Source organism: Adlercreutzia wanghongyangiae (assembly GCF_035989245.1).
GTDB classification, from domain to species: Bacteria; Actinomycetota; Coriobacteriia; order Coriobacteriales; family Eggerthellaceae; genus Adlercreutzia; species Adlercreutzia wanghongyangiae.
In genome coordinates this window covers 77,264-91,372 of the sequence record NZ_JAYMFF010000007.1, presented here as the reverse complement: position 1 = coordinate 91,372, position 14,109 = coordinate 77,264, and the positions used below count along the sequence as shown (strand labels likewise).

General features: G+C 58.2%; 8 protein-coding genes. 5 read left to right on the top strand and 3 right to left on the bottom strand.

The annotated features are described in order from the left end of the window. Nucleotides 1-154: 154 nt before the first annotated feature. Entirely contained in the window at nt 155-1,207 is a 1,053-nt protein-coding gene (locus VIN30_RS04525; RefSeq protein ID WP_326426653.1) for a glycosyltransferase family 2 protein, read from the bottom strand. A 172-nt stretch (nt 1,208-1,379) separates the two neighbouring features. On the opposite strand from VIN30_RS04525, the gene glf reads away from it, so the two are divergent. Next, nucleotides 1,380-2,507 carry a UDP-galactopyranose mutase gene (gene glf / locus VIN30_RS04520; protein WP_338209627.1) on the top strand — a complete coding sequence of 376 codons (1,128 nt, stop codon included), beginning with the start codon at nt 1,380-1,382 and terminating at the stop codon, nt 2,505-2,507. Nucleotides 2,508-2,556: 49 nt separating this feature from the next. On the opposite strand, the gene VIN30_RS04515 is transcribed toward glf, so the two are convergent. After that, nucleotides 2,557-3,690: a glycosyltransferase family 2 protein gene (locus tag VIN30_RS04515; protein ID WP_338209625.1), complete on the bottom strand. Its 1,134-nt coding sequence runs from the start codon at nt 3,688-3,690 to the stop codon at nt 2,557-2,559. Between the two features lie 22 nt (nt 3,691-3,712). Beyond that, the gene (locus VIN30_RS04510) at nt 3,713-4,876 is read right to left on the bottom strand and encodes a glycosyltransferase (protein WP_338209623.1); all 1,164 of its coding nucleotides are present in this window, start codon (nt 4,874-4,876) and stop codon (nt 3,713-3,715) included. Nucleotides 4,877-5,028: 152 nt separating this feature from the next. Between VIN30_RS04510 and VIN30_RS04505 the strand changes: the two genes are divergently transcribed. The 4 genes from VIN30_RS04505 to VIN30_RS04490 all read left to right on the top strand — a co-directional run bounded on the left by VIN30_RS04505 (nt 5,029) and on the right by VIN30_RS04490 (nt 14,100). Then, a complete protein-coding gene (locus VIN30_RS04505; protein WP_338209714.1) occupies nt 5,029-7,071 on the top strand; it encodes a DUF6541 family protein in 2,043 nt (680 codons plus the stop codon). A gap of 133 nt (nt 7,072-7,204) precedes the next feature. Next, nucleotides 7,205-9,952, top strand: coding sequence for a S8 family serine peptidase (locus VIN30_RS04500; protein ID WP_338209621.1), 2,748 nt, complete (start codon nt 7,205-7,207; stop codon nt 9,950-9,952). Between the two features lie 228 nt (nt 9,953-10,180). Then, a complete protein-coding gene (locus VIN30_RS04495; protein ID WP_326426667.1) occupies nt 10,181-11,581 on the top strand; it encodes a PspC-like choline-binding domain-containing protein in 1,401 nt (466 codons plus the stop codon). 242 nt (nt 11,582-11,823) lie between these two features. Continuing rightward, the gene (locus tag VIN30_RS04490) at nt 11,824-14,100 is read left to right on the top strand and encodes an MBL fold metallo-hydrolase (protein ID WP_338209711.1); all 2,277 of its coding nucleotides are present in this window, start codon (nt 11,824-11,826) and stop codon (nt 14,098-14,100) included. Nucleotides 14,101-14,109: the final 9 nt, after the last annotated feature.

Below are 14,109 nucleotides of genomic sequence, written 5' to 3'. Positions count from 1 at the left end.
AAACGATCGATAGGAGGAGATTAGCACCACGGCCGAGTGATGGCAATGCGACAAAAGTTGCTCGTTTTCCTGCATTGCCGCCAGGTCAAGGTGTCTTGTCCGCTTTGGTCGACGGCAGATCAGCCCGTCGCGCATCGCGCAGACAGGGTGCCTCCTACCACTTAATGTCTTTGCCCATTTTCTCGATCATGAAGCGGTAGGCGCCTAGGGCGGCGCGCATCAGGTGGGCGCGGTACACGAGGCGCCCGAGCCAAACTTTCAAGTTGGCGCCCCGGTATTTCACGGCGTGGCCGAACGATATGATGGCACTGCTCTTCCAAGAGGGGAAGTGCTCGTCCAGGTATGCTTTGTTGTCCCGCAGGATGACTTTCAGGTTGACGTCTTTGTCGCAGGAGACGTGGAACATCAGCGAGATGCCCATATGGAGAAAGGCCTCTGCGGCAACAAGCTGCATCATTTTTTGGGGAGCATCTTCGGCTTCGATGATGTCTTTAGTTTCGACAAGCGATTGATACGTCGAGTCTATTTGCTGAGCGGTGATGGATGTCATGAGAGAGCCCTCGTGCACGCAGTAGCGTACGAGGGATCCTCCTGCAAAGGCCACATTTTCTGTGCGGGGGAACACGAGCAAGTGCATCATGACGTCTTCGAATATGGCCGGCGGTTGGCGAAGGTTGCCCATCTCCTTGAGGAGGTCGGCGCGAAAGAGCTTGTTCCAGGGGGCGGTGTTTAACTCCAAGAGACGTGCTGGCTCTTTTTGGGCGTTGAAGGGCGCGCGCGGGTGGGTGAGCTCTTCTGAAAGAACACGTCCGGATGAGGCGTCTTCGCGGCAGAAGCCGCAAACGGTAATGTCGGCATCATGCTGCACGGCGCATGCATAAAGCGTTTCGCAGAACTCTGGCGCAACGTAGTCATCGGCATCGACGAAGCCGATGTGGCGGCCCCGTGCTGCTGCAATTCCATCGCGCCGCGCCGCCCAGGCCCCCTCGTTTTCCTTGTCGATAATCACTAGCTGGTCTTCGTGCTCTTTTTGGTAGGCGCGTAAGATGTCGATGCATTTGTCGGGAGAGCCGTCGTTGACTGCGATTATTTCGATGTCCGGAAGTGTTTGCCCGAGAAGGGCGTCCAGACAGCGAGGAAGGGTATCCGCGGCTTTGTAACAGGGAACGATAATGCTGATCTTGATGGAAGACGGCGCTGCGGGCACGACGAACCTCCTGTGGCAATTGCTGGCGGACCAAAGCTATGGCGCCCATGCTAGCACAGGGGAAGTTGCAGCGGGCCTGAAGCTGCGGTATCCGCGCACCTTCAGGCGAAATGCGGGCGCGTCGGGCCCATCTCGTGCTATCCTTGGCTTCTACATGAATGAAAGGAAAGGTGTGTACGTGGATCGATACGATTACCTTATTGTGGGAGCTGGCCTGACTGGCGCCGTGCTGGCGCGCGAGCTGACCGACGCGGGGAAGAGCTGCCTTGTCATCGATCGGCGCGACCACATTGGCGGCAACTGCTACACCGAGAAGGTGAACGGCATCAACGTGCACAAGTACGGTGCGCACATCTTCCACACCTCCGACCGGCACGTGTGGGATTACGTGAACCGTTTCGCCGAGTTCAACAACTACGTGAACAGCCCCGTGGCCGATTTCCACGGCGAGATATACAACCTGCCCTTTAACATGAACACCTTCAGCAAGATGTGGGGCATCAAGACCCCCGGCGAGGCGAAGGCCATCATCGAGGAGCAGAAGGCGGCCTGTGCCATTCAGGGCGAGCCGAGCAACCTGGAAGAGCAGGCGTTGTCGCTGGTGGGCCGCGACATCTACGAGAAGCTGGTGAAGGAGTACACGGAAAAGCAGTGGGGGCGCCCCTGCACCGAGCTGCCGGCGTCCATTATCAAGCGGCTGCCGGTGCGCTTCATCTACGACAACAACTACTTCAACGACCGCTGGCAGGGCATTCCCATGGGCGGCTACACCAAGATGATCGAACGCATGCTGGAAGGCGTGGAGGTGCGCACGGGCACGGCCTTCGCCGACATGGACCGCGTGCAGTTCGACCGCGTGGTGTACACGGGCCCCATCGACGAGTACTTCGACTTCAAGCTGGGGAACCTGGAATGGCGCACGGTGCGCTTCGAGACCGAGCTGCTTGAGGGTGTGGAAAACTGGCAGGGCAACGCCGTGGTGAATTACACGAGCCACGACGAGCCGTTTACGCGCATCATCGAGCACAAGCATTTCGAGTTCGGCAAGGACGATGCCGGTGCGCCGCTGCCCGACACGGTGATCAGCCGCGAGTACTCGTTCGCATGGCAGCCGGGCGACGAGCCCTACTATCCGGTGAACGACGAGCGCAACAACGCCCTGTACGAGCAGTACGCCGCCTTGGGCGAGGCCGAGGAAGGCGTGGTGTTCGCCGGCCGCCTGGGTGCCTACCGCTACTACGACATGGCCCCTTGCATCGCGGCGGCCCTGAAGCTGGCCGACAGCGAATTGGGGCGCTAAGGGTTTGCGAAACCGCCGGCATGTGCAAGTGCCTTGCGCATGCCGGTTTTTAGCTGCTTCTTGTGATGCGGCGGAGGACTCTCTTCATAAGCTGCAATGTTGTTCGGCGGTATTTTGCCCGCACGACGGCAAGATCTCGATGCGTGACGGAGAGATCGTTATCGAGGCGGACGATGTCATTGTGACGATGGCGCCCTAGATTGAAGAGCCACTCGCTCTGCGAGAGGGTTCTAAGCGCCTTGTAGTCGAGCCACTGCTCCTGATCGTAGTAGAAATCGTCCGGGTGATCCAAAAAATGAAATTCGGATTCTATGGAGGGGAGCTCGTCGTACACCCCCGAGAACGCCTTGTAGCTTTTCAGGGTGTGCAGATTGTACATGACGGCATCGAGGGCGTGATTGGTGAAGCTGCGCTCAACTTGGTCAAGCAGATCGCGCTGCTGCAGAAAGGCCTTGAGCGCGGTGAACGCTGCGAGGAAGTCGAGGCTGGACGTATCGTTGGTTGCCTGACAGTTGGTCGATCCTCCCACGCGATAGGTGACCAGCCCTTCATCCACGCTCACAATGCTCTGTGCCAGCATGAGGGCAGAGCATACGAACAGGCAATCGTTGGTTCGCCGAAGCTCTTGGAAACGCAGGCCGTGGGCTTCGATAAAAGATCGGCGAAACGCCTTATTCCACGGCACATTGGCGAAGGTATTGAAAATGTAGTTGGGCATGTCTCGCCAATTGAACGGCTGCTGCAGGGGAATGCGGCCTCGCTGGAACACCCAGTTGGCGGGGTTCTCTATGCCGGTAACATCGTTCAGCGTGCGGGCGCGGCAAACCGCCATATCGGCTTTGCTTGCGTCGAGTAGCGCCGTCATTCGCTCAACCATGTTCGCATCGAAAAGGTCGTCGGCATCCAGAAAGAAGAGGTATTCTCCGCGTGCGATCCCCAGGGCGTTATTGCGAGCCTTTCCCCCTCCACCGTTCGCTTGGCGCAGGACTTTCACTCGGGTGTCTGTGTCGGCCACCTGGTCCAGAAGAGCTGCTGTGTTGTCAGATGAGCCGTCATCGACGCAGATGACCTCAATATTGGACTCTGTTTGGCGCAGTGCGCTCTCCACGCTTTCGAGAACATGGGCTGAAGCATTGAAGGCGGGAATGATGATGGATGCGCGAATTGCGGGACTTGTTTCCATGGGGCGTCTTTCGGGTTGGGCGCTACGAAGCGCTTTTACGCCGAGCTTTCTCGGCTTTTTTCTCAAGCTTCTCCCTTGACGTGCGTTCGGCGGGGGGCAGAACGAGGTTACGAAGGCGGTTGAGGGTGTCCAGGGGGCCGAAGGCGCGCAGGGAGTAAATCGCCTCGTCCAGCAGATAGCCTGCGCGTCCTTTCATGGGAATATCGGGTGCGGGTTTTCCTTGGGCTTCGTAGTACAGGGTCTTGAACCGCTTGCTCAACTTGGGATCGCTCATTACCAGATTCTCATCCATCATGGAGAGGACCTCGCGCGTCTTCTGCTGTACGATGGGATTTTCCCACCCGTCATCGTAGATGGCTCCGTTGATGTAATTAAAGCCTCGAAAGTTGTGGGATTGCAGAATGCGCGCGTCGGTGACGTTGCGCTTTTGCAGGATGCGCGTCATGTCGATCCAGCGGTCGAAGGGCCGCGCCACGGCATCGGCGGTAGCGTGGTTGATGGTGGAGAACGGAAGGTCGACGCGGTAGTTGTAGAAGGCCTTATGCAAGAACAGGATGGCTTTGGCGCACACCATGGTCTCGATGAGGAAGGGGTTGTCGGCCCAGCCTGCACCTGGATAGGTGGGGAAGCGAATGTCGTTTTCGTCCAAGAAGTCTTTCCGATAAATGGCCGACCAGATGGAAGGATGCTTCTCGATGAGCACGGGGTGCTCGGCGATAGTGAAGGGTTTCCGGGAGGTTGGCAGTCGTTTGTGCAGAAGCGAGTTGGTCACCTTCTGCCGTGCTGGATCGTTCCAGTTGTTGATGTTGCGGTAGGGGGTCTTTACGATGTCGATCTGCTCGGAAAAGCCGCTGGCGAAGTCGAGCATCTCCTCGTACATGGTGGTGTCTATCCAGTCGTCGGGCTCGATGATAGAGACCCATTGACCCCGGGCTCGTTCGAGGCCCAGGTTGCAGCCGGTACCGTAGCCTTCGTTCTGCTTGTCTACGACAATGAAGCGGTTGTCCCGGGAGGCGTAATCTTGCAGAATGGCGAGGGATCCGTCGGTACTGCCATCGTTGATGCAGATAATTTCCAGGTTACGGTAGGTCTGCCCCGCGATGCTGTCGAGGCATTGAGCGAGGAAAGTTTCCGCATTGTATATAGGGACGATGACTGAAACCAGCGAACGGTTGTCGGAAATCATTGTGCACCTTTCCAGAGTCGATCATTTATGGGCTATTATAGCGGGAACGACAGATTTGCCTCTGATGAGCCTGGAGAAGGTCTTGGTCGGCTTCGGGCGGCAAGAGGGAAGCGCGTGCTTTAGAGTGTAAGCGATGATGACGTGGGGTGGCAATGGAAGGTACATGGATCGGTTCTTTCGCAGGAGCGGTTGCTCTTGTCGTTCTTCTTTATCTTCCGGGTTTTTTGGCCCTGGCAGGTAGCCGTCTGCCAAAACCGAATGTTGCCGCCTGCGCCCCCTTGGTGTCGGTTGCAATCTATGAGCTTCTTGCCATCATCTTGGGAAAACTCGGGATTTTGTGTTCGTGGTGGCTGCTGTTTGGCGGGGCTCTGCTGGTGGCGGCGGCAGTGCTCGTCTGTACTCGTGTGTTCGCCAGACGATCTGGGTCGCGAGGGCAGTCGAGCGCTGTGCGGGGCGTATCTACCGACTGGCTTTCCCTGGGCGCCTACCTTGCTTGCGGGGTGTTGTTCGCGGGCGTGTTCTTTGTCAAGAACCTCGATGGGCCTTCTGCGTTCCTGCAGCTTTACGACAATGTGTTCCATTTGGCGGTTCTGCAATCTTTTGCGGAGACGGGGTTTTGGTCCACCCTGTCGGTTGATAACTACGGGGCACTTGATGCTGTGGGGCCGTTTAACTCAACTTCCCAGTTCTACCCTGCGGGATGGCATCTTCTGGGAGCGATGATTGTCGATTGCCTGGGTCTGACAACAACTCAGGCGGCAAACGTGGTTAACGGCACTCTTATCGCCATCGTCTTCCCAGCATCTATGTTCATGCTGATGACGACGCTCTTCCCCGAATCGAAGGTTGTCGTTCGCTTTGGCGCGCTGGTGGTGATGGGCTTTGCTCCCTTTCCGTGGAAGTTTCTTATTTGGGGTCCCCTGTTTCCCAATTTGGCCTCGATGGCAATTGCCCCCGCTGTCGCCTCGCTTTTCATCTTGGCGACTCGCTTGGGGGTGAGCTGGCGCGATCGTGTTGCGCCGGCGACTGCGTTCCTCGTGGGCTGTTTCTCCATTGCGATTATGCAGCCCAATGCCGTATTTACCATGGGCGTGTTTCTTGCGCCGTACTGCGTTGGCATGGCATATCATGGCGCAAAGAAGCATGGGTGGGGCGGCAAGCGCGCTTTGCTGGCGGCCTGCGGATGTGCTTTGGGGGTGCTTCTGGTATGGGTGCTCGCTTTCGTGCTACCTCCGCTCCAAGATGTGATTTGGTATGAACGCTCCGCCGCCTGCTCAAAGGTCCAGGCTGTTGCGAACGTGGCCTTCCTCTCGCTCTCGAACTTCAGTGCGCAACTGGTGTTTGCTGTGGCCGTGGGGGGAGGCGCTCTGTTATTGTTGTTCAAGAGGAAGAAGCTGTGGCTTTTGGCATCGTATGCTCTCATGGCAGTTATTTATTGTTTCGGTATCTCGTCTGAGGGTTTTCTCCAGCACTTCCTGGCGGGGTTCTGGTATTCGGATGCACCGCGGGTCGCTGCGAACATGGTGTTTTGCGTTGTTCCCCTGGCGGCGGTTTTCCTAGCGTGGCTTGTTTCGAAGCTGCAGTCAGTGGCAAGGCGCGCTTACTCGAAGATGAGTTCTCGCGCAATTGCGGTGAGCCTCGTGTGCCTTGTTTTTGTGATGGGGGTGTTTTCCCCGGGCTTCCGCCTTATCGGCTTTGGAGACGTTGGCTCGGCGTTCACCGAGGTAACCGATATCGCGCGAGCGCAGTACACGCTCAGAAACGGCGTGCTTGATCAAGAGGAATGTGACTTTGTCAAGAAGGCTATGACTCTGATCGGAGAAGACGAAGTAGTCATCAACAGTCCTCACGATGGTTCAGTGTTCGCTGCGAGCACGCAAGGGCTCGACGCTTTGTACCGGTCTATCAACGGATACAGGGCGGGTTCTGAGAAGAGCGAGAGCTCGCTCATTCGAGGCAAGCTCAACGAGATTGCGACGAACGATGACGTTCGTAAGGCCGTTCGCGAATTTGACGTGAAGTACGTGCTGCAGCTCGACCACGGTGAGGCCGATGCCGCCTCGCCGCACATCTTTACCTATGATGCCAATCACTGGCGCGGAATCAATGCGATCACCGATGAAACCCCCGGTTTTGAGGTAGTTTTATCCGAGGGGGATATGCGTCTCTATAGAATAGTTGACGACGCCGAATAGGGCGCGGTTTGCTACAATTGCCCTGCAAGTAGGAGAGGGCCGCCTGGATGAGGCGGCCTGTTGGCTGGGGAGCCATGGTCCTATGTTCGGTTGTGTCTTGCGGGGGTTTGGTGACGCAATGTGAGGAGAGAGCATGGTCGCTGAAGGCATTCGGAAGAAAGCACTTTGCATTTGCCTGTCGTTGGCTCTTCTGACGGGATGGGGTGGTGTTGGCGTTGCGTATGCCGATGGGAACGCAGGCGAAGGCGCGCATTCCCCCGCATCTGCTGCGACGCGAGAGCGATCGGCCGATCCGGTGGATCTGGGCTATGTTCCCGGCGAGGTCGTCGTTGTTTACGAGGATGGCGCCACCGAAGCCGACAAAAAGGCGGCCGCAGACCTCATTGGCGGTAACAGCGCGTCGGACGAGGCGGAATTTGATATGGGCACCGTTACCACGGTGGATTTCGATGACGAGCTTACGGTGGAGCAGGCGGCTGATATTATTGCGGCTGACGAATCGGTGAAGTACGCCGTTCCCAATTATTTGGCGACTCTGTATGATGAGCCCGAGGTCAATCTAACGCCACAATCCTTGGCAGCCAAAACCGATGAGCACCGTTCCCAGCAGTGGCATCTCGACTATGTAAAAGCTCCGGCGGCTTGGAGTCTGCTGGCCAACCGAGAGAACGTGTCGCGCACCAAGGTCGCCGTGATCGATACGGGGGCCTCGCTGGATCATCCCGATTTGCTCAATGTGATCAACCGGCCTGAGAGTATCGAAGTTGTTTGGAGCGACCGGTTGAATTACGCGTCTTGGCATGCGGCGCCTCTTCGCGGGGATGGCTACACCAATGGGGGTTCTGCAATAGACGAGCACTCGGGCCACGGAACCCATGTGTCGGGCATTATTGCGGCCGAGGCGGACAACGGCGGCGTAACGGGCGTCACGAGCGCCCCGGGCACGGTGCGCGCGAATGCTCTCGTAGATTTGGTAGTTATTGACGCTTTCTCGCTTTTGCGACCTCGGGAAGACGGGAGTTTGGTAGCGAGCGCCGAGCTTAACGACATCGTGTTTGCGCTCTGCTATGCCCGGGACGCAGGTTGCTCTGTGGTGAACATGAGTTTGGGCTTCACGGGCTCGAATGCGGAATTGGTTCGCATGTTCAACGAGTTGACCGCTGAATTGACCGAAGAAAACGATATGTTGATTGTCGCCGCAGCGGGCAACGAGGGGTTGAACAGCCCCAGTGTTCCCGCAGTGTGCGATGAGGTGATGGGGGTAATCAGCGTTTCCGATCTCTCGCTGCCTCAAACGAGCGACAAGACCATTAATGGCCACACTTGGGCCGTGGGGAATACGACCCGATCTTGGTTTTCCAACTACGGAACATGGTGTGACATTTCGGCGCCGGGGGAGGCTATTCTGAGTACCGTTTTCTATAACGGCATCCAGAATACCTACGGGTTTATGAGCGGCACCTCGATGGCGTGCCCCGTGGTGGCAGGGGTTGCGGCGATGGTCCGCAGCGCCAACCCCGGCATTCCCGCGAAGCAGGTTCGCTCGGTGCTCTGCGACACGGCGACCGACCTGGGACAGCCCGTGGAGGCCGCGAGCGGTGTTGTGAATGCAGAGGCGGCTGTTGCCCGGGCTCTGGAGTGGTCCGCGCCGCCGCTTACGGAAAATGGGGCCGGCAACAGGAATGACCCGCCTACCAGTTCCGGAGCTCAGGCGGGGGTCAGTCAGCCGACTCAAACAGTGAAGGGTTCTTGGAGGCACGATGGCTCCGGTTGGTGGTATCAGGACGCCAGAGGCGGCTACCCCGCATCGTGCTGGCGCCAGATTGGCGGCAAGTGGTACCACTTCAACCGATCCGGCTACATGGAGACGGGCTGGCTGAAGACGGGCGGCTCGTGGTACTACCTCAACCCGAGTGGCGCCATGGCCACGGGCTGGAAGAAGGTCGGCGGCTCGTGGTACTACCTGCGTTCGAATGGTGCCATGGCCGTGGGTTGGCAGCGGGTAGACGGCGCCTGGTATTATCTGGGCGGTTCGGGCGCGATGGAGACGGGCTGGCTGAAGACGGGCGGCTCGTGGTACTACCTCAACCCGAGTGGCGCCATGGCCACGGGCTGGAAGAAGGTCGGCGGCTCGTGGTACTACCTGCGTTCGAATGGTGCCATGGCCGTGGGTTGGCAGCGGGTAGACGGCGCCTGGTATTATCTGGGCGGTTCGGGCGCGATGGAGACGGGCTGGCTGAAGACGGGCGGCTCGTGGTACTACCTCAACCCGAGTGGCGCCATGGCCACGGGCTGGAAGAAGGTCGGCGGCTCGTGGTACTACCTGCGTTCGAATGGTGCCATGGCCGTGGGTTGGCAGCGGGTAGACGGCGCCTGGTATTATCTGGGCGGTTCGGGCGCGATGAAGACGGGCTGGCTGAAGACGGGCGGCTCGTGGTACTACCTCAACCCGAGTGGCGCCATGGCCACGGGCTGGAAGAAGGTCGGCGGCTCGTGGTACTACCTGCGTTCGAATGGTGCCATGGCCGTGGGTTGGCAGCGGGTAGACGGCGCCTGGTATTATCTGGGCGGTTCGGGCGCGATGAAGACGGGCTGGCTGAAGACGGGCGGCTCGTGGTACTACCTCAACCCGAGTGGCGCCATGGCCACGGGCTGGAAGAAGGTCGGCGGCTCGTGGTACTACTTGCGTTCCAGCGGCGCTATGGCCACCGGATGGCAGAAAATTGACGGCGCCTGGTATTACCTGAATAGTTCGGGTGCGATGGCCTCGAATCGCTGGGTGGGGAATTGCTATGTGACAGGTTCGGGCGCTATGGCGACCGACACCTGGATCGGCCGCTATTATGTGGATACCGAAGGAAAGTGGGCTCGCACCCGGTAGGGGCGCAATAAAAGCTTTTACCTTCTGTCAAAAAGTGATAGAAACGCCCTTTTGTGCAGCGGCACAAAAGGGCGTTTTATCTGGTGCAACCAAATTTGGAAAACTTCCCGTAATAGTCTTGACACCTCGCGGGGGGGGGGTGTCATTATTCTGTAAGCTCTTCTTCAGGTTCGTTTTGCCGGTAACGAGGAAGAAGGAGGGAAGATTCCATGGAAGAAAGGTTAGCTTATGATTAAGACTGGGGAAAAGCATCTCCTCTCCAAGCTGTTCACTGCTGCCGCCGCTTCTGCTTTGGCCTTCTCGCTCTCGGCTGTGTGCAGCCAGAGCGCTTACGCTGACGAAGCCGGTAGCATCTACGGCGCGGGTGGAGACATCACTTACACGGGCGAGAGCAGCTATCGCGATCTTCACGCCTATGTTAATGACAACGCTGAGTGGGACGCCGCTGAGACCGCCGACTGGGAGTCTGTAAATGCTCCGTCCTGCTATACGGTGAAGTCGAGCGACACCAAAGTGCTGCAGGCCGCTATCGACACCACGGGCCGCAAGGGCGACAAGGATCACGCTGTCCTGCGTCTGACCCCCGTTGCCAAGGGTACCGCCACGGTGGAGGTTACCTACAAGTGGAAGAACGTCACCATTACCGATAAGTTCGAGATCAACGTGACGACGGGTGCCTGGAAGAAGGACGGCAACGCCTGGACCTACGTGTTCAGCGACGGCACCAAGGCCGCTGACGGCTCGCTGGACGTGAACGGCGAGACGTACTTCTTCGATGCCAACGGCAAGATGCGCACCGGCTGGTATAAGTACCAGGAGGATGAGAGCTGGGAGCCCGTGTGGTTCTACCTGGGCAGCGATGGTGCTGCTCGTGCCGACAAATGGCAGAAGATCGGTGGCACCTGGTACTACTTCTACGAGAGTGGCCGGATGGCGGCTGCCGAGGGTATGACTGACGATGACGGTTACACCTATTACTTCAAGACTTCCGGTGCTATGGCTAAGGGTTGGGTGAACAACAACCTGAGCTGGAATGACGTGGAGAAGAAGTACACCAATTACTACACCTACGCGAATGGCAAGAAGAGCTATCGTTGGCCTAGCTGGTCCTACTGCGCCAACAACGGTGCTGCTAAGGTGGGCTGGAACAAGATCGGCGGTAAGTGGTACTACCTGGGCACCTACGCGAACGAGGGTCTGCGCACGGGCGCGTTCTGGGATGCTGCTGGCAAGCACTACGTGGCTGACTACAACGGTGTTATGCGCACCGGTTGGTATAACTACAACTGGCATTTCGACTCTGAGACTGGCAAGTACACCACGAAGAACAGCGACGGTGAGGCCAATGAGGCTCAGTGGTACCATGCAAAGCGCAATGGCGAGCTGAACTACGGCTGGCAGAAGATCGGTGGCAAGTGGTATCACCTGGGCACCTACGGTACTCCGCTGATGGATACCGATTGGTACATGGTTGACGGCAAGTGGTACTACAGCGTTGAGTCTGGCGCGATGGTGGCCAACAAGTGGGTTGGCGACTACTACCTGACCAGCTCGGGCGCCATGGCCACCAACACCTGGATTGGCAAGTATCACGTGAACGCCTCTGGCGTTTGGGATCGCACGAAATAACGTGCGGCATTAACCGGCAGGGAAGGGCCGAAGTTCTTGTCTTGTCTTCGGATCGGCCCCTTTCCAGGGAGACGTCCCCGGCTTATGCCGGGGGCGTCTTTTTATGGGATCTTCTCGTAACTCGCATGGAGCGCTTGTCGTGGTGGGGTATTAAGCGTTTTCCTTTTGTAAACTGGGGTAATGCAAAAATGTTCTTTGCGGTAAACGGATAGGTGAAAGGAATGACATTGGAGCGTTTGGCAATGTTTCGTGGAAGTTGGATTGCGAGTGTGGCGGCGGCGATTCTGCTGGCGTTGCTGCTTCTGCCCGCCCGCGCGGTCGCCGAGGAGTTGCCTCCGTTGCAGGATGGGGAGGTGCGCATCCATGTTCTGCCCTTCGACGATACTGATGCCATCGTCGTGGAGTGCGATGGTCGGTTCGGCGTTGTTGACTCTGCGGAAGACGCGCTTTCTCCCGATGGGTCGGATGCGCGTTATCCGATGCGTCCGGGCATTATCCAGGGAGGCGGCAAAGAGACCGAGGTAATCGCCTATATGAAGTCGATAGGCGTTACTTCCGATAACCTGGATTTCTATATTGGAACGCATCCGCATAGCGACCACATCGGGTCGGCTCTGCAGATTATCCACGAGTTTCATCCTGTGAGCATCTATACCCCGGTATACGACGACAGCTTCATCACCGATTCGGCGCGTCTGTGGGATAACCAGTTCGTTTACGATCGGCTGGTTGAGGCGGCCCAGTGGGCTGGGGGCGATGAAGGTTACGGCGCCCGCTTTATCCAGCATCTTGACGAAGCTTGCGCCGATTCCGATGATGCTGCCGCGGAGGGAGTGGGATCGCCCCGATTTACGCTTGGGAGCGCTGAAATCGAGATTGTTAACTACGACGAGGGTTATCAGCTGACCAAAGTTCCGGATGCAAATTACTTCTCTTATGGCGTGAAGGTAACCGCCGCCAATGGGCGTGTCGCCTTTCTGGCTGGCGACATTAACAATTATACCGATGGCGATGCAGCGGGAGTGGGGGACGAGGATCGCCTCAAGCTCACCCTGGGTCAGGTTGATTTTCTGAAAATGGCGCATCATGGGCGCACGGGCTCGAACACTCCCGATTACTTGCGCACGATCCTGAAGAACGCCCAAGGTGACGATCGAAGCGTGGTGGTGCAGACGGGTCGTTACGCGCTCATGCCCTGGGAGACGGTGCAGGTGCTGAACGAGAAGGGCGCGAAGCACTTCAATGCTGCCAGTATGCGCTCATGGGGCCATAGCGCGTTTGTGGCTGATCTTGCAGCAAATGGCGTGCGTACGAACAACGATGGCGACCAGATGATGATCACCCAGGTGCGCAATGCTTCCCCCTACGCCTGCCTCTATTACAACGGTCTTCCTTACGAGGATACCGGATGGCATGAGGGCACCGACGGTCGCCAGTACTTCTTCGGCGAGCCGGGTGTGGATGCTGGATCGACCACGGCGCTGACGAGTCGCTGGGCGACCCTCAATGGCATGCGCACATATGTGAATGCAAAGGGATGTGTGGCCACGGGTTGGGAGAAAATCGGCTCGAAATGGTACCTGTTCAATGCCGACGGTGCCTTGCTGTACGGATGGCAGAAGGTGAACGGGAAATGGTATTACCTCGAGTCCGACGGCGCCATGGCCACCGGCTGGAAAAAAGTCGGGTCGAAGTGGTACTACCTCGACCCAGCAAACGGCGACATGAAGACCGGCTGGCAGAAAGTGGGCGGAAGCCTGTATTACCTGGATGCAAGTGGCGCCATGGTCTCTGGTAACGGCTGGCTGAAGATGAACGGCACGTGGTATTACGCTACCCCCTCCGGGGCATTTAAAACGGGCTGGCTGAAGGACAAGGGCACGTGGTACTACCTGCGCGACTCCGGCGCCATGGCCACGGGCTGGGAGAAGGTGAAGGGCACCTGGTACCACATGAAGAGCTCCGGCGCCATGCAGACGGGCTGGCAGAAGATCGGGGGCACCTGGTACCACCTGAAGGGGTCCGGCGCCATGACGGTCGGCTGGCTGAAGGACAAGGGCACGTGGTACTACCTGCGCGACTCCGGTGCCATGGCCACGGGCTGGGAGAAGGTGAAGGGCACCTGGTACCACATGAAGAGCTCCGGCGCCATGCAGACGGGCTGGCAGAAGATCGGGGGCACCTGGTACCACCTGAAGGGGTCCGGCGCCATGACGGTCGGCTGGCTGAAGGACAAGGGCACGTGGTACTACCTGCGCGACTCCGGTGCCATGGCCACGGGCTGGGAGAAGGTGAAGGGCACCTGGTACCACATGAAGAGCTCCGGCGCCATGCAGACGGGCTGGCAGAAGATCGGGGGCACCTGGTACCACCTGAAGGGGTCCGGCGCCATGACGGTCGGCTGGCTGAAGGACAAGGGCACGTGGTACTACCTGCGCGACTCCGGCGCCATGGCCACCGGTACGCATGTTATCGATGGAGTTACCTATCACTTCAGTTCTTCGGGGGCAATGCGGTAGACTGTTCCT